This is a genomic window from Corynebacterium casei LMG S-19264, assembly GCF_000550785.1.
Classification (GTDB): Bacteria; Actinomycetota; Actinomycetes; order Mycobacteriales; family Mycobacteriaceae; genus Corynebacterium; species Corynebacterium casei.
Map to the genome: position 1 here is coordinate 60216 of NZ_CP004350.1, position 18215 is coordinate 78430.

Annotated in this window: 22 protein-coding genes and 1 pseudogene; 17 read left to right on the plus strand and 6 right to left on the minus strand. The window is 49.7% G+C overall.

What is annotated here, in order from left to right; genetic code table 11:
* The 4 genes from CCASEI_RS00340 to CCASEI_RS00355 form a co-directional block, all read right to left on the minus strand.
* Entirely contained in the window at window positions 1-258 is a 258-nt protein-coding gene (locus CCASEI_RS00340) for a helix-turn-helix domain-containing protein (protein WP_006822432.1), read from the minus strand.
* The gene (locus CCASEI_RS15360; protein WP_225868415.1) at window positions 251-568 is read right to left on the minus strand and encodes a primase C-terminal domain-containing protein; all 318 of its coding nucleotides are present in this window, start codon (window positions 566-568) and stop codon (window positions 251-253) included. Before CCASEI_RS15360 ends, CCASEI_RS00340 begins: the two co-directional genes overlap by 8 nt.
* A 68-nt stretch (window positions 569-636) precedes the next feature.
* Window positions 637-1575 carry a nucleotidyl transferase AbiEii/AbiGii toxin family protein gene (locus CCASEI_RS00350; RefSeq protein WP_006822449.1) on the minus strand — a complete coding sequence of 313 codons (939 nt, stop codon included), beginning with the start codon at window positions 1573-1575 and terminating at the stop codon, window positions 637-639.
* On the minus strand, window positions 1572-2627 hold the full coding sequence (locus tag CCASEI_RS00355) for a type IV toxin-antitoxin system AbiEi family antitoxin domain-containing protein (protein WP_006822450.1): 1056 nt from the start codon (window positions 2625-2627) through the stop codon (window positions 1572-1574). Before CCASEI_RS00355 ends, CCASEI_RS00350 begins: the two co-directional genes overlap by 4 nt.
* Before the next feature lie 454 nt (window positions 2628-3081).
* Between CCASEI_RS00355 and CCASEI_RS00360 the strand changes: the two genes are divergently transcribed.
* The 9 genes from CCASEI_RS00360 to CCASEI_RS00395 all read left to right on the plus strand — a co-directional run bounded on the left by CCASEI_RS00360 (window position 3082) and on the right by CCASEI_RS00395 (window position 9861).
* On the plus strand, window positions 3082-4032 hold the full coding sequence (locus CCASEI_RS00360; protein ID WP_006822451.1) for an AbiTii domain-containing protein: 951 nt from the start codon (window positions 3082-3084) through the stop codon (window positions 4030-4032).
* A 391-nt stretch (window positions 4033-4423) separates the two neighbouring features.
* Window positions 4424-4867, plus strand: coding sequence for a hypothetical protein (locus CCASEI_RS14585; RefSeq protein WP_006822452.1), 444 nt, complete (start codon window positions 4424-4426; stop codon window positions 4865-4867).
* Between the two features lie 17 nt (window positions 4868-4884).
* Entirely contained in the window at window positions 4885-5223 is a 339-nt protein-coding gene (locus tag CCASEI_RS14590) for a hypothetical protein (protein ID WP_006822453.1), read from the plus strand.
* Between the two features lie 11 nt (window positions 5224-5234).
* Complete coding sequence (locus tag CCASEI_RS00370) at window positions 5235-5684, plus strand: hypothetical protein (RefSeq protein WP_006822454.1); 450 nt, start codon at window positions 5235-5237, stop codon at window positions 5682-5684.
* Window positions 5685-5920: 236 nt separating this feature from the next.
* On the plus strand, window positions 5921-6577 hold the full coding sequence (locus CCASEI_RS14595) for a hypothetical protein (RefSeq protein WP_006822455.1): 657 nt from the start codon (window positions 5921-5923) through the stop codon (window positions 6575-6577).
* A gap of 215 nt (window positions 6578-6792) precedes the next feature.
* The gene (locus tag CCASEI_RS00380) at window positions 6793-7305 is read left to right on the plus strand and encodes an NUDIX domain-containing protein (protein WP_006822456.1); all 513 of its coding nucleotides are present in this window, start codon (window positions 6793-6795) and stop codon (window positions 7303-7305) included.
* 248 nt (window positions 7306-7553) lie between these two features.
* Entirely contained in the window at window positions 7554-7952 is a 399-nt protein-coding gene (locus tag CCASEI_RS00385) for a hypothetical protein (RefSeq protein ID WP_025386838.1), read from the plus strand.
* A 298-nt stretch (window positions 7953-8250) separates the two neighbouring features.
* Window positions 8251-8877, plus strand: coding sequence for a recombinase family protein (locus tag CCASEI_RS00390; RefSeq protein WP_025386839.1), 627 nt, complete (start codon window positions 8251-8253; stop codon window positions 8875-8877).
* Between the two features lie 459 nt (window positions 8878-9336).
* A complete protein-coding gene (locus tag CCASEI_RS00395) occupies window positions 9337-9861 on the plus strand; it encodes a hypothetical protein (RefSeq protein ID WP_139017140.1) in 525 nt (174 codons plus the stop codon).
* Window positions 9862-10343: 482 nt separating this feature from the next.
* On the opposite strand, the gene CCASEI_RS14890 is transcribed toward CCASEI_RS00395, so the two are convergent.
* A complete protein-coding gene (locus CCASEI_RS14890) occupies window positions 10344-10493 on the minus strand; it encodes a hypothetical protein (protein ID WP_155894796.1) in 150 nt (49 codons plus the stop codon).
* Window positions 10494-10568: 75 nt separating this feature from the next.
* Between CCASEI_RS14890 and CCASEI_RS14895 the strand changes: the two genes are divergently transcribed.
* From CCASEI_RS14895 to CCASEI_RS14900, 5 genes are all read left to right on the plus strand, one after another.
* Window positions 10569-10685, plus strand: a complete 117-nt coding sequence (locus CCASEI_RS14895; RefSeq protein WP_225868475.1) for a helix-turn-helix domain-containing protein — start codon at window positions 10569-10571, stop codon at window positions 10683-10685.
* A 214-nt stretch (window positions 10686-10899) separates the two neighbouring features.
* Window positions 10900-13743, plus strand: a complete 2844-nt coding sequence (locus CCASEI_RS00405) for a DNA methyltransferase (RefSeq protein ID WP_025386841.1) — start codon at window positions 10900-10902, stop codon at window positions 13741-13743.
* Window positions 13744-13760: 17 nt separating this feature from the next.
* The gene (locus CCASEI_RS00410) at window positions 13761-14123 is read left to right on the plus strand and encodes a hypothetical protein (protein ID WP_225868416.1); all 363 of its coding nucleotides are present in this window, start codon (window positions 13761-13763) and stop codon (window positions 14121-14123) included.
* Between the two features lie 535 nt (window positions 14124-14658).
* Window positions 14659-15186, plus strand: a complete 528-nt coding sequence (locus CCASEI_RS14260) for a hypothetical protein (protein WP_006822403.1) — start codon at window positions 14659-14661, stop codon at window positions 15184-15186.
* A 6-nt stretch (window positions 15187-15192) separates the two neighbouring features.
* A complete protein-coding gene (locus CCASEI_RS14900) occupies window positions 15193-15447 on the plus strand; it encodes a hypothetical protein (protein ID WP_006822404.1) in 255 nt (84 codons plus the stop codon).
* A 128-nt stretch (window positions 15448-15575) separates the two neighbouring features.
* Here CCASEI_RS14900 and CCASEI_RS14905 read toward each other — a convergent pair whose 3' ends face one another.
* Entirely contained in the window at window positions 15576-15725 is a 150-nt protein-coding gene (locus CCASEI_RS14905) for a hypothetical protein (RefSeq protein ID WP_155894797.1), read from the minus strand.
* A 238-nt stretch (window positions 15726-15963) separates the two neighbouring features.
* Between CCASEI_RS14905 and CCASEI_RS00420 the strand changes: the two genes are divergently transcribed.
* The 3 genes and pseudogenes from CCASEI_RS00420 to CCASEI_RS15565 all read left to right on the plus strand — a co-directional run bounded on the left by CCASEI_RS00420 (window position 15964) and on the right by CCASEI_RS15565 (window position 17265).
* Window positions 15964-16440, plus strand: a complete 477-nt coding sequence (locus CCASEI_RS00420; protein WP_035094836.1) for a recombinase family protein — start codon at window positions 15964-15966, stop codon at window positions 16438-16440.
* Window positions 16441-16857: 417 nt separating this feature from the next.
* Window positions 16858-17103, plus strand: a pseudogene (locus tag CCASEI_RS15550) (recombinase family protein); the annotation flags it as partial.
* 12 nt (window positions 17104-17115) lie between these two features.
* Entirely contained in the window at window positions 17116-17265 is a 150-nt protein-coding gene (locus CCASEI_RS15565) for a helix-turn-helix domain-containing protein (protein WP_269843404.1), read from the plus strand.
* Window positions 17266-18215 lie beyond the last annotated feature (950 nt).

Consider the following 18215-nt stretch of genomic DNA (forward strand, 5'->3'; position numbering starts at 1 on the left):
TTAAGCGCTTGCTTCGATATCTTTCGCGTATCGATGAACCGTTCCTACTGAATAGCCTGTTTTGGTTGCAATAGCGCGGATAGATAGACCTTTGGCTCGCAGCTCCTGGACTCGGGTGCGCTTTTCATTGGCCTGCGCTAGATAATCTTCGCGAGAGGCAGATGTCCAGCGTTCGATTGTCGCAGTCGACAGGCCAGTTCCTTCGGCTACTTCGCGGATAGTTTTACCGTTTCGGGGAATGCGAGTGCGCTTAGTCATTGATAAATCCTTCGATCCGTTCCGCGTTGGTGGTGCCCCAGCGGCGCTCGGCGCTGCGGCGGCCACCCTTTTTGCCGCGTGCGGCTTGAATTGTGGTGAATGTGGCTTCGTAGACGGCTGGCCCGTCTGCCCACATGCGTGATTTGGTGATGATCCATCGGTGGATTGACCTGGCTATGTGGTCAACTTCTGCCACGGGTAGTGGCTCAGAGAATAGTTCTTGGTTGAGTGCTTGGGCGGTGGCTTGGATGGAGCGTCCTAGCCCATCTGGGTCGCCGAAGTGGTGGCGTATTTCGCGGTATACCCTCACCACAGTTATGAAATTGGGTAGAGCACTACAATCATCACCAGAACTCGCCAATGGAGCTCTCAGTCGTGTTAGCAGTCTTCCCAAGAATAGGTTTTGAAGTTCCACTTGCCGTGGGAGCGTTGACGCTGCAAAACCTCATTTAGGCATGCTCCGACATAGTCAAGTGAGCTCTTTAAAGTGTGAAGCTCCTCTGGAAGTTCATCATATCCAGGGGCTTTGCTTGTGTACTCTTTCTCCCATTCTGGGCTAGGAGCAACGATTTCTTTCGGCCAGTCAATATTCCGTCGCGCAGTTTCATGACCTAGAACTTCAGTCAGCTTTTCAGCGGAAAAGTTCTGAGTGCGGATAATTTGAATAATATCCGCCAGGTCATGGTATCGATTACTCACACCACTGCGGTGTTTTTCGTACATAGCGCATATCTTGTCTGCAAGGTGCGACTCAATAGCAGTGGCTAAAACATTGAAAGGGGCGTACTTAACGTCCTTGAAAACCTCGTTGAGAAGGGGGCTAATGGTCACCTGTTCTAAAGGAGTTTGAGTGTGACGTTGGACAGAAACATCTACTTTAATGTTGTGAAAATCTACTGCCCCTAATCGAGCAGATAGCTTCACCTCAACTGTTGGAGTCGAATAGCCATCAGGGGTGGAAGCACTTTTCGGATGTACTGAAGTTACTTTGAAGGTAAAGGGGTCGTCGGATTTACGCTGTGCGATGTTTTCAAATTCTTGACGTATTTCACTAGCGTCATTCCAAGTTTGTGACCGCCCCAAGTCGACATCCTGGGTAAAACGACCATTACCGTTGCGCATCAGCAATGCAGTTCCCCCTTTAAGCACCCAATCACTCCCTGAATGGGAGAAGACTCGATTGAGAAAGCATTCAAAGATGAGCTGGTAGCGGATGCTGTCTTTGCTTCTATTCTGAGTTTTCGAAAGATTGCCGATACGCGTTGTTAAGCTTCGCTGAAGGCCGCGTGCTTCGAATCGACTTAACGTGTGACTCATGCTTCGTTCTCCTTCTTCGCAGTTTTACCTGTATCAGCCTGCAGCTCTTCTTCATCGTCGATGGGCGTGGGGGAATAGCCAGGGGGTTGCCTTTTTTTGATGTCTTCTGACTTTTTGTTTGTTTGGTATTCACTGGACTTCGGGGATGCCTTTGATGAAACTTGGTTCAGGCTTTCCCTCGCAATCTCTGCCAAACTTGCAGTTGGGAGACTCCCATAGAGGTTATTCTTGAGCAGATCTGTCACCATCTGGGCGCCCAGGCTTTCCCTCGCAATCTCTGCCAAACTTGCAGTTGGGAGACTCCCATAGAGGTTATTCTTGAGCAGATCTGTCACCATCTGGGCGCCCAGGCTTTCCCTCGCAATCTCTGCCAAACTTGCATAGCGGGCGATGCTCTCTTCACGATCGTCATCGGACGCAGCTTCCCTTTGGCATTCTTGCACTAGTTGTTGTCCGGAAGAAAAACCATACGATTCTGCAGCATCATTGAGTTTGGTTGCAAGGTCTTTCATTCGAACGTTTTCTTTGCGCAAGGCGTCTACGACCATAGTCGCTAAGTAATTAAACTCAATCTTCTTTTCTGCCAGGTCAGACACAGTTAACTCCACCGAAGTCACTGGAAGGCCATCGACGTTTCGGATGTCTTTTGAGTTAATCTCTCGATTGCTATAAATATAGATATCCTCCTGAGAGGTTTGCTTCCTAGTCGTCGAGGAAAACGTTATTCTTCGAGGGATTAAATCTCCTACCTGGTGGATAAGAGCGGCAGATTCATGGGAGACAAGAATTTTATCCTCAGATTCCCATCGTTCATCAGGAAATTCTCTAGCCCCGAGTGACACCCAAGCAGTGCGAAGATCTGTCAGCGCTCCATGCTGTGCTGACGGCAAAAGATAAATTCCATGCCTGGACCGGGCTAGAACCCCCTTATCAGCCAGCCGGCTCAGTTGGAGTCGAGTAATTCCTTCGCGCTGGGCTTGCGCAGTGGTAATGATTCCCCATTGATCAGAAGCGACTGATTCCAGGACTTCCAATACTTCATTTTGTCTCACAATGACAGACCAAAACCTTCATTTGTATCAATCGCAACCTTCATTTGTATCAATCGCAACCTTCATTTGTATCAACTGTAATGATACAAATGAAGGTTTTCTAAGTCAATGGAAGATACAAATGGAGATCTCTAACATCGGTTTGATCTTTAGAAGCGTTCAGGGCATGTACATAAATCTTGCGCAAGCAAAGTCAAGATTCTCCACCCCTATATCAATTCCAGGGCGGACACCATCGATAGCAACGTCGACGTCGACGTTGCTGTCCATTTCCTAAACAGGGCCACGATTGGAATGTTTGCGCACACCTTCTATCCGTTCAACCTGAGCACTGACGACATATCCCTACTGTAAGGGGTCTTATTTTTTAGCTTTAGAAACTAAGCTTTCCGGACGTTGTCAATACCCTCCAGATATCCGAAATGGGATACACCCATATGCTTGAATAGCGGGTATGGGAAGACAAGATGAAGCACTACGAATTGCCGATGAACTATTGGCGGATATTGAGCTTCAACGGTTGAAAGCTTCGGAAATTGTGTTGAAGGCCAGCCGAGTGGCCCGTCTTGTAGGGCATGAAGAGTTAATCGAGTTCCTAGGGTTTGAACGAAACGGTTACCCAACAGACGGTTCAGCCCGCAAATGGATTGAGAAAACTGGTCGGAGGACTGATCAGAAGGCTAACAAGTACTTTGTAGCATCGATCGCCAAAATCGAGGCGTACCTCGCGGCTTCCCAGGAAGAGATTGAGGCACTGAGGGGCGGTGGAAACTATTCAGGCGACTACATTGTGGTGGCCTCCAGGAATCATGACGACCGCATCGCTGGTCGTGCAGTAGAGGTTGCTCGATGGTCTGGAATCTGTGGTCAGGTTGTGGCAACAGTTTATGACCTGATCATGGAGATTTATCATGAGCTTCTGTTCAGCGAGCTTCAGGCATCTTTATTCGTAGACACACAGACAAAAGTAGACGGTTTGCTCTCTACCTCCAGCGGTTCTGCTCTCAACAAAATTGAAAGCGTGTCGGACCGGCTTCGAGATGGTGACCCAGAGTCTGTTAGTCAGGCGCTGACGACTTGCCGTAGATTAATTGATTCATGCGCCGACCAGCTCTTTCCACCCCAGGCAGAACTTTACACAATAGGCGAACAGCCGTTGAAAGTGGGACAACAGAATGTTCTGAATCGACTACAGGCATACACATATAAATGCGCAGTCCCCCAGAAGCGAAGGGATCGACTCAGGCGGACCTTCAGCGATCTCTACGATCGATGTTCTGCAGGAACCCATGCGGAAGTATCTGTCGAAGAGGCTCGATTCGTCTTTCTTCAGACCTATATCGCGCTTGGAGAGTTACTGACCTTGGTCGACAACAGCGACGCCGCGAGTCCTAAATTAGCTTGAAGGCCCTTTCCCTAACTAATAGTCGCCATTGGCGATTGGCGCCGCCAAGGAAGTCTCTTATTTTCTTTCCCTAATGGACCAGAAATTCTATTTAACGCCCTTTTCAGCAAAATGCCTACTGAGGTACACCACAAATGTCTCCACACACAGTTTTAGGGAGATGCCGCAGGCTGACCACACTGAAGCGGTTCGAATTTTTTTCGCTTCAGCAACCTCATCTCATACAGAATGGTAGCAAAGGCTTAACCCCAGTAACGCATCTAGCACTCTTGAAATACGTACCCCTTTTAAGGGTTGGCTAACTTTTTTAATTAGAGCCACCTCTTGCCGGCTCCCAGCCGATAGGATAAGTTCCCGAATAAGGAAATTAACCTATCGGGATTGGAGAAAAATGCGTTTATCTCTTCGAAAACTAGCAATAATCACCTTGGGCTTTATTGCCACTTCTACAGCCACCACGGCGACTGCAGCTGCTACCGAAACGCCTACTTTTGACCTATCTACTAACCAATTAGAAGTTGCCGAACTAGAACCAGGTCAAAGCGCAAGATTTGCCAAAGGTGAAGTTGCGGAGGTCCTCTTCGCAGAGTCCGAAGGTCGCAGTACCGAAGCTACTCTAACAACCCTGGCTGCTGTTCCAGCACCGAATTGCATTGTGGCTCGAGCAGAGAAGGGATTCGTCCAAGTTTATAACAACTGTGGAGGAAGCGACCCGCAACGAGTAAAAGTGGTCCTAGCCTTCGGGCCAGACACTCAATGCAAATCAATTCAACCAGGAACACGCTCCAATGTTGGCCCTGCCGCAGGCCGAATCGATGGCGTTTTCCTTTGCTAGCTGAGGAGTGCTGACCTATGAAAAAAATTGCAAAAAAAATTCCCGCAGGAATCTTATCTGTCCTAGTCGCGCTGAGCTGTTTAGCTCCCTCAGCATATGCGCTGGGTCCAGACGACCCACGGATCAAGAACAATATCGGGATGTACACGGTAAAGTGCCAAGTCCATAAGAATGCAACAGGCAACCCAGTCGTTGGCTTCGTCATCGGAAACCATAAAAACGATCCAGAAAAAGCCGAAAAAGAAGCAAATAACTTCGTTTCCAGATTCGGTGGAAATCATGCAAAAAGACACTGCAAGACAACAGGCCAATACAGGCAAAACGGTGCATACAGCACTAACTGGACTCCAAAGTAATATCGAACTCTATGCTAAGTAAAAGCTCAAATCCGAATACCCACATTTGGTGCTATATAACCAAATTCGTCTGCGCGTTTGACTCTCTACCAACAGCGAAAAACAAATATCAGGAAGCAGTAGAACGTGTTAGAGAGTCTCACAACGTTCTTTTAGCATCCGAACAGGCTTACCTCGTAGGCCAGACAGAGCCGATATTTAGTCTCCTTATTGATGAAATTGTCGGATTCGGAGAAAAGTTGTCGGATTCGGAGAAAGAAAACTACTCCGTTTTCATTTTCACGACCATCGTTGAGGTGCCAGAAAATGAGAAAGATGATGAAGGAGACCCAGTAATGCAAATTGCTGCAAAGCTAGAGCTAGATGCCGAAGATGATTTTCCTTCGACCTTTCCTAGTCGTACTCGATTAATCTGGATGAGCGAAAGCGGACGAGAATCGCCCAACTGCATTAGTCAATAGAGCCGAACACTAAACCCGATGCCCATTATGGGTACACTCTGTTCGTCTTGGGCGAGCGGTCTGAGCGTAGGCAGGGTAGGCGTATAGCCGTTTGAAACAGGCATTCCTATGGAGTTTTGAATCAGAGAAACGAAAAGAAGGACCTTGAAAGGTCCTTCTTTTCTCTCTTTTATCTATGGGGGAGGCTATGTAGCCCGCTAGTCCATAGTGTCTGAATTAAATTATATAGTTGCTACATGCCTCTTGCAACCCCACCTTCGGAAGCTGAGATGCGTTCAGTTCTCAGCAGTCCTAGGTTCAATACTTATTTTGAAGCCTGTGACGGTGACCATTTACGAGCTGGCCAGCTCTATAGCTGGAACGCTTCTCTATCTGCCGCTCTTTTGGTTCCGGCTCATTTTGCTGAAGTCTCAACTCGGAACGCTGCGGCTAATATCCTCGAAGCCACGTATGGCCCTGAGTGGCCATGGGAGGAAGCTTTTGCTATTAGTTTGCCTTCACCAGCAAAGCGCTACAGCCCTAGAAGGGATCTCCAAGCAGTAAGGAAACAATACTCGACTACGGGAAAAGCCATTGCGGAACTGAAACTTGCTTTTTGGAGCAGCCTTTTTACCTCACGACACGATGTGCGCCTTTGGGAAAATCGTATTTCCACAGCATTTCCGCACTCTCCTTATGAGGACGAAAAGAAACTCAGGCAAGAAGTACGAAACAAGATTGAGGATATCCGGCTGCTCAGAAACCGCATAGCCCACCATGAGCCGGTCTTTACCCGTAATTTACGGAAAGATTTACAGGGAATGAAGGAGCTTATTGAGTTCCGATCTCCAGAAACAAAGGCTTGGGTTGAATCCCTGGAAGAAGTGAGCCTGCTGTTGGACCGCCGCCCCTAGCGCACCGGCACGGTACCTTACGAATGCAGTTCTCTTCGTATCATTTCCAGTTTTGCACTAAGTCCCAATCCTATGACTTGTCTGCTATATGGCGTAAATTTTTAGCACTCGGTGCCTTACCTTACTTCTGGTACTAGCGATGCCTGCGTTCTACGGGAGCAAGCATCTTGGAGTCTTCCCACTCAAGAGATGCTCTGGTCGCTAACCTGTAGATCATGACATTTTCATCCCCTCCAGTTCATTCCTCGTCCCCCGATTCCACGTTCCGGCTGGCGACCTACGCTGTTTGTGTACGCAACGACGAAGTGCTGCTAGTAGCCGTCACTGCCTCCGACGATCACAGCAAGGTATGGACGTTGCCTGGCGGCGGCGTCGAGCGATTCGAGGACCCCCTAGACACGGTGATCCGTGAGGTCGAAGAGGAAACTGGCGCCACTTCACGGGTTGTTCAGCTGTTGGGCGTTGATTCCCGGGTGATACCGAAGGACGAAGCAATTCGGGGTATGCCTCACCACAACATCGGGATATTCTACGAGGTTGTTATACGGGACAGCGAACTACGCCCTGAGCCCTCGGGGGACACTGTAATGCCAACGTGGATACCGTTCGCGCAGATCGCCTCTCTACCCCGAAGCGGTCTGGTAGACGTAGGCATGAGCCTATTTATCGAGCGCCCACAGTCGGGGCATGTTCCTTCAGTCCAGGTTAAGGGCCTGGTGCGACACTAGCCACGCTTGTAAGGCTAAGCGTCACTTGTTCCCTACCGCCGCCTCAGTCGTCGACGCACAGCTGCTCGACGCTGGAACTCTGCCCCGAACGTTGTTCTCAGAACAACGCCATCGAGCACGCAAAACCACAACAGCCAGACTAGGGTTAGGTTCCCTGAATAAAACTTAGTCTAAGTTTAAGTGGATTGAGATAATCATAGAAGGATCTCTAGGTGACAATTCTAAGCGGAAACTTTTAGGAGCGTAGAATGAACCGGTTGAAATATCTCTCGCGTCCAGAGTGGGCTCATCGAGAAAGTCTCCGAGAACGAGACGATGCATCCAGGAAACAGGATATTGAGCGTCGCCGTCGCAGAGTTTTGGAAAAAGAAGAAGCTGTCTATGAAGGCCAACTAGATTCTACAGAATTAGGCCACGATCAAAGAAGCGAATTTTACCAAGATCATTTGGATCATTGTTCTCATTATCAACGGAAATACGACAAGCTCCTAGCTGAAATTGATCAAGCCCAACAGCATAGAAAAAACACAATGACTCAACTTTATAATCAGCTTGAGATCCTGGAAAAAACCGAGGATCAAGATCGAGCAGCTATACAAAAGCTGAAAGGGCGAATTGCCGAAGAACTAACCAACTTTCGTTATTAGTTCTAGAACTGCACCTGTGATGAATGTTCGGCGCTGCGGGCGGGGCCGCAACAAAAGGGACATCCTCTCTCCAATGGGTTGCTACCAAAACGATAGTTAATGTTTGGTATGGCTACTGCCTTTGGGGATATCGCGATCTGGTGTGAATATCCGTCGCCATGATGCGGACTCCTGAATTAGTTCGTTGGCCTCTGGCCAGACCGCCTGTGCAAGATTCCGTTTGCAAGGGTACACCCCAAAAGAACAGTTTTTGAATTACAACCCCCCTCGCAAACTCGATGTTCACTAGGGTTGGGTTATGGATAATGGAACAGAACCGTCACTACCTCTAGAGATTCCTGAACATTCTGAGGTTATTTCCGGGCAGAAAGTCGGTTACGCGCGGGTTAGCTCTAAAGATCAGAATCTGGAGCGGCAAACTGCAGCGTTGAAGAAAGAGAAGTGCTTTCGCATCTTCGACGATACTGTCAGCGGTTCGTCCACTGACCGTCCTGGGTTGGATGGGGCGTTGAATTATGTGCGTCCTGGTGACCAGCTTGTGGTTATGAGTATGGATCGGTTGGCGCGGTCGTTGATTGATTTGCACCGCCTGGTCGATGACCTCACTGCCCGCGACATTTCAGTGAAGTTTTTAAAAGAGGGTCAAACGTATTCGTTGAATTCGACTCCGATTGCCAAACTCATGCTCGGGTTGCTTGGCTCGGTGGCGGAGTTTGAGCGCTCGATTATTCGTGAGCGTCAGGCGGAGGGGATTGCGCGTGCGAAAGCCCGCGGGGTTTATAAAGGTCGCGCGAAAGCGCTCACGGATGAGCAGCTTGCCCAGGCGAGGGAGTGGGTGATTGCGGGTGTTCCGAAAGCGGAAGTTGCTCGCAGGCTCGGCATCGGTAGAACAACGCTGTATAGCTACCTCAGCCAAGAGAAATAGCGCAGGTTCAGTTGCTGTTGGCTGCACCTTTTACAACGTAACACCGCTGTTTGCACTGTTGTAGAGCAAGTCTCCGTAGAAACATTCGGTTTCATGGCGGTGGATGTGGGGTATTCCCAGTTTTTTGCGCGGACAGCTTCCTCATAACCCCAGTTAAAGGTTGACCCCGAAAAGGTGGTCACTTTCGTGCCGACTTTGTACATATCTCTAGAGAAAATATTGGGGCTGGGATAGGTTCGCCGTTAAAAGGAGATAAAGCACCTAGGTGATATTTCTTTCCGATCGTCTCCTGAAAACAAGACAGGTGACGCCAAAGCTATTTCAACTATGACAGCCGTCTTACTACCCGAAAGGTTTCTTGTGTCTCGCAGTTACATCTTGAATTCGCAAAGTAGGCAGAGAACTACTCGTTCTGCTAAAAGAAAAATGGTTGCTCTCCTGATGTCTACCGTTCTTCCAATGTCCTCTTTGTTCATAGTTCCCACTGCAAGTGCTGACAGTATTTCAGAATCTGACCCAATCTATAGCGAAAGGGTGGAAGGGTTTCCACCAGAGTTTTATGAAGCTCTCGACAATGCATCGAAAGAATCTACTCCCGAAGGCGTAGCTGCGGCGCTTTTTCCAAACGATCTGGAAGCCCAAGCTGAGATAATGCCTTCGCTTCGTGAAATTGAAGCAATCCAGAAGCAACATTCTGATTCGGAACAGGTTTCTGTCCGTGCGGTTCCAGCCGTTCTTCTGCCGTTCCTTGCTGCAATTGGCGGCTGCGTCGTAGGCGCTCTTGGAGGAGCAGCTGCAGGCGATCTGGTTAGTAAAATAAGGCATGGTCACAGACTAGAAGCCGAAGCACGTGTTGATGCGCTAATTGGTGGCTGCATCACAGGGGCAGTCCCTCCGTTGCTTCGGCCCGTCGCAATGGCTGCAAAGACCCCTATTCGTAACGCCGTAATAGCGCTTATGATTAGGTGGTATCAGATAACTTAAGAGCTGAGTAGGATACTTATGAAAAATGGGGCTTGGCCTCTTTGGCAAGTAATCACCGCGTCTCTCTTAGGAGCTATCGTGGTCACCATTATATCGCTCCAGAGTGAGCAGGGAACCCTCGTGGAAGCGATTTTAATCTTCTGCTTGTCTTCGGTTTTCCTTTTTATCGTGTTCTTTTCTGCAGCGAGACTATTCAACGCGCTCTACCGACGTTGGAACTCTTCTGATCAGGAATAGACGTTATAAATTAACGTCTATTCCTTTCTTTGCTGGAGTAGCAATTGTACTTAGCGCAGTTACCGCAGCAGTCGTACTGTAAAGCCCGTTCGTCCTGTGCCTCATGTACGACTACTACGGTCGCTACGGCTGGTACGGTCGCTACGGCTGGTGTACATTGAAGGCATGGACGAAGCCTCCGCTGGTGTAGTCCGATAAAAGGGAATACCCCGCGTGCGTCAACACAGACGGGGCATTCCTGAGAGCTAGAACAGTCCGAGAAGGTGCAACTTCTCGATCCATTCTGGTCCGTGCTCGATAAGAGCTACGACGACCGGAATGGTAGGCACCACCAGTCCACCAACTGGTGGTGCTTTCTTTTTGTTCTGCTCCTCTTCAGCATCATAAGAATCCATTTCTGAATCTCCTTCGCTTAGGGGTATTCGTCTTCGGCTTTCCACACCGTGCAACGTCTAACCCTCTACTTCGCAGTGGAGCTAGCCGCCGCGCGAAGCCGAAGGTTGCCGGGTATCCCGAAGGCTGAGGTTGCCCGTAGGCTCGGCATTGGGAGGACAACCCTGTATAGCTATCTTAACCAGCAAAAATAGAGCGGTTACTTTACCGATAGTAACCACTCTCTTCTCTAGAGTTGCTCCGTTTTCCCGTCGCTCTCTTGAGCCTTCCACAAGTAGTGCGAGGGCAAGTGAAAGGAAATGCTGTGGCAAAAGGTAATTACGGCTGTTAATCCAACCAAAGTCCAAAAGCCCACTGATGTCGGGGCTATGCCGAAAGATGCATGCTGTCCATGGATATGCTTAGCTCATGGCTTCTTCTACTCCTCAGCTAGTTGACCGTGCGCAGATTCGGCGCAGCCTTGATAACTTCACTGCTTTTTGGCTAAGGCGTGTGGAATCCTGGCGTGAGCGTAACGAGACTGCCACGGAAAAGAAATACGCCCAGCAGTTCTGGTTTGAGCTATTCAACTGCTTTGGGGTTAATGCTGCTCGTATGGATTTATTCGAGCAAGACGCACGGCGCGGTTCGACTGGTAGCAGTGGATACATTGACCTGTTTTGGCCTGGTGTGGTTATCGGAGAAGCCAAGTCCCTTGGCGTCAACCTAGATATCGCCCATGCCCAGGCTCGTGACTACCTTGCGGGTGGCACACTCAACGACTTTGAGATGCCACGCTATATTCTCTGCTCCAATTTTGAGTCCATCAGGCTAAGCAAGCTGGGCGATCCCGAGACACGCTTCGACATTACGTTCTCGCTTTCGGAGCTACCGGACTATATAGATCAGCTCCGGTTCCTTGCAGGCTTTGAGGCCGTCACAAAAGAAGAAGAGGAAGAAGCCTCTATCCAGGCTTCTAAGCTGATGGCCGATTTGTTCACGGCTATGGCTGGTGATGACGTTGATGAAGCAGTAGGTGATGAGGCTCCAACTGACCCGGAGGAAGAAGATTACCGAACCCAGCAAACCTCCATGTACCTCACCCGCCTGCTATTTCTCTTGTTCGGAGATGATGCGGGACTGTGGGAGCAAGACCTCTTTTACCGTTTCGTATTAGAGGAAACCAGCGCTGAAAATCTCGGGCCACAACTGAATTCTCTTTTCGAGGTACTTAACACTCCTGAGAATCGTCGCCAGCGGCTCCCTGAGCACTTAGCCAAATTTCCTTACGTTAACGGCTCTATCTTCGCTGACCAGATGCGCACAGAGTACTTCGATCCCGATATGCGTGACGCATTGCTCAACGCCTGCCGTTTCCACTGGTCGCATATCTCGCCTGCGGTCTTTGGCTCCATGTTCCAGCTGGTCAAATCTAAAGAGGCTCGTCGCGGTGACGGTGAGCATTACACCAGTGAGAAGAATATTCTGAAAACGATTGAGCCGTTATTCCTGGATGAGCTCCGCTCTGAAGCAAACCGTCTTATCAAAGCGAAGTCCACGCCAGTAAAGAAGCTGCGGGAGTTCCGTGATTCACTCGCTAACATGGTATTCGCTGACATGGCTTGCGGTGCAGGAAACTTCTTGGTCGTGGCTTATCGTGAACTGCGTAAGATTGAGACAGCGGTGATTGTCGAAATCCGTCGTCGCGAGGGTCAAACCGGCATGGCCTTAGATGTGTCCTGGGAGCAGAAGCTGTCCATCGGGCAGCTCTACGGCATTGAGCTGAATTGGTGGCCAGCAAAGATTGCTGAGACTGCAATGTTTCTAGTTGACCACCAGGCTAATCGTGAGCTTGCCGAAGCCATTGGTGCTGCCCCTGAACGTCTACCCATCACAATCACTGCCCACATTATCCACGGCAACGCACTCCGCCTTGACTGGAATGATGTGTTACCAGCTGTCTCCAGAGATACGTATGTCTTTGGCAATCCCCCTTTCCGTGGTGACGCAAGAGAGAAAGAACAGCAGGTAGACTTAGAGCAAGCCTGGGAAGGTAAAACTGCCAAGATTTCACGTTTAGACTTCGTGACCGGCTGGCACGCGAAAAGCCTAGACCTTTTCACTAATCGTCGGGGGTCATTTGCTTTCGTGACCACTAACTCCATCGTCCAAGGCGATCAAGTACCTCGTCTGTTCAAACCTATTTTTGAGGCTGGCTGGCGTATCCGTTTCGCCCACCGGACGTTTTCGTGGGACTCCGAAGCGCCAGGAAAAGCTGCAGTTCACTGCGTCATCGTCGGGTTCGACCGTAATCACGAACCCCGGCCGCGCCTGTGGAACTACCCCAGCATCAAAGGTGATGCGGTAGAAACTCCGGTAGAGAGAGCTATTAACGCTTACCTTGTCGATGGACCAAATGTGTTGGTGGAAAAGGAATCTAAGCCAATTTCTCCTGTTATTGAGGAAACTGCCTATGGTTCTAAACCCACTGACGGTGGCCATCTCGTTGTAGAGATTGACGAGTATGACGAAGTAATGGCAGATCCTATCGCAGCTCAATATGTCCACCGCTACGTCGGAGCACGCGAGCTACTGCACAGAGAGAAACGCTGGTGTCTGTGGCTCGATGACGTAAATCCTGTGGATATCACCCGATCGCAGATACTTAAACAGCGTGTGGAAGCGGTGCGTGAATTTCGGGCAGCTTCCACAGCTGCGAGTACTCGCGAATTTGCTCAGTTTCCAACGCTTTTCCGTCAACGGGCAAAAATGGATGTTGACTATCTATGCATTCCAAGTGTCGTTAGCGAGACTCGACAGTATTTCACTGCTGCGAGGCTCCCGGAAGATGTCATTACGAGTAATCTTGCTTTCCAAACCCCTGACCCAGACGGATTACAGTTTTCTCTAATTTCTTCATCAATGTTTATCACGTGGCAGAAAACTATCGGCGGCCGTCTTGAATCACGTTTACGGTTTGCTTCTACATTGACCTGGTACACATTCCCAGTCCCCGCGTTGGAAGATAAAGATAGGGAAAGAATTATTAAGGCTGGAAAGGAAATCCTGGAGGCTCGTGCGATTCATCCAGAGCGCTCATTATCAGAGCACTATAACCCTCTTGCTATGGATATGGCCTTAGTGAAAGCTCACGATGCGCTTGATAGGGAAGTCGATAAGGCTTTTGGTGCAGACCGTAAGCTCACAAGTGAGCGCCAACGCCAAGAGCTGCTTTTCGCAAACTACTCTCAACTTACTTTTGGCAAACACTAAAATCTTGATTATTGAGAATGAATCTATTAGTAAACCATATTTTGGAGTATTTTTTGATGAGTCGTTTACTCGGCTTGGCGGGGATCGCCATGCTTGTGGTCTCGGGAGCCTTTGCGATACTCGGTTACACAAGTATCTCGTATATTTTTCTAGCATTTGCCACCGTTGATCTCATGGTCGCTGTGGCCTATCAACCTGATGAATCCAATGACAAACGAACCAAACAGCACAAGATAGTTAGCTGCTCAGCCATACTTATTGGCACACTTGTCATCTATATAACTGGATTATGGATAGGCCTCATCGCAATTCTTTCAGGAATGCGCGATCTCCTCTACGGAGAATTTTCAATATTTAAAAAGCCGCCGCAAAAACGATAGAGTTGTCAGCTCTAACGCAAAATGCTGTCGGCCAATGATTGACCTCAAACGGGTGGGTACTTTCGTTCCTTTTCGGTTCTTCTAGATTGTTCGTTCAAGAATTCTTCTACCGTTGTCTGATTCCTGGGTTAGACAATGTGTCATGAAGCGGATCGACGGCAGCCAGCGCAACTATGAAATGCACATCCAAAACCGCGCGCGAAAACTTCTCGGCCCAGTCGATACTGGCCATTTAACTTACGGTGAGGCCCATGCTGCGGCGTTGGCTATTTCTACCCAGAAAAGGTTGACCCCGAAAAGATGGTCACTTTCGTTCCGACTTTGTGTACATAGCTAGAGGAAGTATCGGGATTCCGATAGGTTCGCCGTTAGAAGGAATTTCAGGTGGTTCTTTGTCTCGATAGGCAAAAGTGGCTAAGTTCTGCGCCGCATTTCGGGGCTGTTACGGGGTCGCATGAAACTTTCTACAGCAGTGGTCTCATTTCGTCTGTGAAGGCCGTTGGTCATTACATTGTGTTTTATAAGGAGAAATATTTTGAAGGTTAAAGCTGTCGTTCTAACAACGGTGTCGGCTCTATTGTTAGGCGTATCGCAGCCTGCTGTTGCTTCTGCTGCCCCTTCTCAGAATGCCGTCGGTAGCTTGTTGTCTAATGAGCAAGGTAATGAGTACAGGCTAATTACCGAAGAAGAAAGACTTGCAGCCAATCAGCTTGCACAAGAAAATGGTGAATCTGGTCTTCCTCAGAGCTTTGAAAGCGTTATCTTCTTGGACAACGGCTCTATGGCCCCGGGAGACGCAGAGGGAAATCCGCTTCTACTGGCGCGCGCTGGTGCGGGAGCCACCGCGTGGAAAGTAACAAAGTGTATCGCGCACATTACTCTGGTTGTTCTTCCTGGCACAGCTGCCTTTAGAGCTATCAGAGGACTTGGAGGCATAGCATATACAGCTAGGCTATTGGTCGGAGCTGGCACTAAGAAAGAATTCCGTAAAATTGCGGGCGGTGCTGCCGCAGAGATTCTTGGCATCTCCGGAATCGAAGAAAACTGCTTTAGAGGTTGGTGACTGTAAGTGAGTAAAGTATCTGAATCTTCGTTTAGCAGCGCGGGTGGGTGGCTAGTCTCGTTTGTCATGCTCTATGTTGCCATTGCTGTTTCGTTTACCAGCGTTGAAAGGACTCCGCTAGTAGTTGGTGGCGTGGGCGTTTTTCTATCGATGTGGGCTATAGAGTCCGCACAGGGTAAAGACTACAAAGGAGGCGGAATTCCTTTCTTTGCTGGAGTAGTAATTGTACTCGGCGCGGTTACCGCAGCAGTCTTACTTTAAGGGCTGTGCATCTGGTGCACCTCATACATCTGGTGTACATTGGGGGGCATGGACAAAGCCTCCGCTGGTGTAGTCCGATAAAAGGGAATACCCCGCGTGCGTCAACACAAACGGGGTATTCCTCAGAGCTAGAACAGTCCGAGAAGTTGTAGCTTCTCGATCCATTCTGGGCCGTGCTCGATAAGAGCTACGATGACCAGAGTGGCAGGCACTGCCAGTGCGCTAACTGGTGGTGCTTTCTTTTTGCCCTGCTCCTCTTCAGCATCATAAGAATCCATTTCTGAATCTCCTTCGCTTCGGGATATTCGTCTTCAGCTTTCCACACCGAGCGACGTCTAACCCTCTACTTCGCAGTGGAGCTAGCCGCCGCGCGAAGCCGAAGGTTGCCGGGTATCCCGAGTGCCTGCTGATACTTCTCGCCTGGCAGACCTCGGGTGGCAACATCTGTACCTTACTAGACGGCCGTGGCATAGGTAGTAACGCTAGTAACGGTCTGCTGTAACCTCGTGATCTTCGCTGACATGCCACCTTCTACTTTTCCTTGACGATGTTCGCCGCCCGGGCTTAGATGGGACACTGGATTACGCACGTCCTGGTGACCAGCTTGTGGTTATGAGTATGGATCGGTTGGCGCGGTCGTTGATTGATTTGCACCGCCTGGTCGATGAGCTGACCAGTCAGGATATTTCAGTGAAGTTCCTGAAAGAGGGGCAAACGTATTCGTTGAATTCGACGCCGATTGCCAAGCTCATGCTCGGGTTGCTTGGGTCGGTGGCGGAGTTTGAGCGTTCTATTATTCGTGAGCGTCAGGCGGAGGGGATTGCTCGCGCGAAGGCCCGCGGGGTTTATCATGGTCGCGCGAAAGCGCTGTCTGATGAGCAGCTTGCCCAGGCGAGGGAGTGGGTGGACGTTGGCATCCCAAAAGCTGAGGTGGCGCGCAGGCTCGGTATTGGCCGGACAACGCTATATAGCTACCTCAAGCAGGAGAAGTAGTGTCCGATGTTCGATAGTTGGAGTACGTCAAAAGGCGTGGTTTTTAATCGGCCTTCCCTTGGTCACGAGATCTGTCTGTAACCGATGTAACGATGCTCAGGATACATCCGGCCAATATAAAACCGCTGACCTGCATCTGGGTTGCCCAGTTCCCTCCACCGCCGGCAACGGCCAAGAAAATAGTGAAAGCGATAGCCACAAGGCAATGGACGATAAGTCGGCCGTGTGCTCGTAACTGGTATTTCTTTGAGGACATTGCCTCAACCCCCCAGTTGAGCACCGTGAGAATGAGATAGAAGACAACTCCAGCTAGTAGTCCGGGTACCATGTACAGCATTGTTTTCCTTTCAGGATCCGGGACTTAGGCTATCTATTAAAGCTAGCAACCTCTACCTTTCCACTGGGGCGTTAAATTATGTGCGCCCTGGCGACCAACTTGTGGTCACGAGTATGGATCGGTTGGCGCGGTCGTTGATTGATTTGCACCGCCTGGTCGATGACCTCACTGCCCGGGATGTTTCGGTGAAGTTTTAAAAAGAAGGCCAAACCTATTCTTTGAATTCGACTCCGATTGCCAAACTCATGCTGGGTCTCCTTGGTTCTGTGGCGGAGTTTGAGCGGGCGATTATTCGTGAGCGACAGGCGGAGGGGATTGCGCGGGCGAAAGCCCGCGGGATTTATCAAGGCCGCGCGAAAGCCTTGACTGATGAGCAACTTGCCCAGGCACAAGAGTGGGTGAGCGCGGGCGTTCCGAAGGCAGAGGTTGCGCGCAGGCTCGGCATTGGCCGCACAACGCTATATAGCTACCTCAACAAAGTTGGATAGTAATAGCTGAGACTATCGTTGGCTGACGGCTGCTCTATAGGAAATGGCCAGCTGAGAAATATCGATATAGCCAAACGAGCGTAAGGAAACTGGCGACCACGTAAATGCATTCCTGAACCTTTACAGGTTCCTTTTTCGCTTTCATTGTGTGCGCTATCTCGGGCACCGTTGTTGTCGGCTGCGCCTTTTATAACATGGCACCGCTGTTTGCCCTGTTCTAGACTAGGTCTCCGTACAAACATTTGGCTTCATGGCGGTGGATGTGGGGTATTCCCAGTTTTGCCCGGCCAGCTTCCCCATAAACCCAGTTAAAGGTTGACCCCGAAAAGGTGGTCACTTTCGTTCCGACTTTGTGACAACTATAGACGCCCCGGGAATTTTGAACTAGCGTCCCTCTTACAGGAAATTCCCGACAGGGGTTATGGGCAAATTACCTTTTCAGATATGCAGTTCCATGATCAACCCTAATGAGTATCGCTAGATACATTCCTGCTAAGCATCGGTATTCAGCCGGTGAAAACCCGACTATTTCACTCATCTTCTCTATCCTACTTAAGGGGGAAACCATGCGTTCGAAAGTATTTGCAGTAATAGCTTCGGCTCTATTGCTCAGTCAAGCAGGAGTTGCTGGGGCAAACGAGGCTTCTCAAGATTCCAGCACGGTACAAGTAGCGGATGCCTCGGCTCCGCTACCGCCAGAGTTTGACGCCGTCGAACCTACCGGCGATGGACCCACCATAAAACCACAGTCAGCAGACGGTACCACTTGGGCACCAGGGGGCTTCGGGGCTGCAAATACGCTCTTCGTAACCGGCAGGGGGACATGGGTTGACAATATTGCTATGGCATATAACCTTGGGGCAAACCCAGGAAATGCTTGCGTTGATAAATTTGAGATAGCCTATAGAGAAAAAGGGCAACGAAAAGTCCGAACATCTGGACCTAATTGC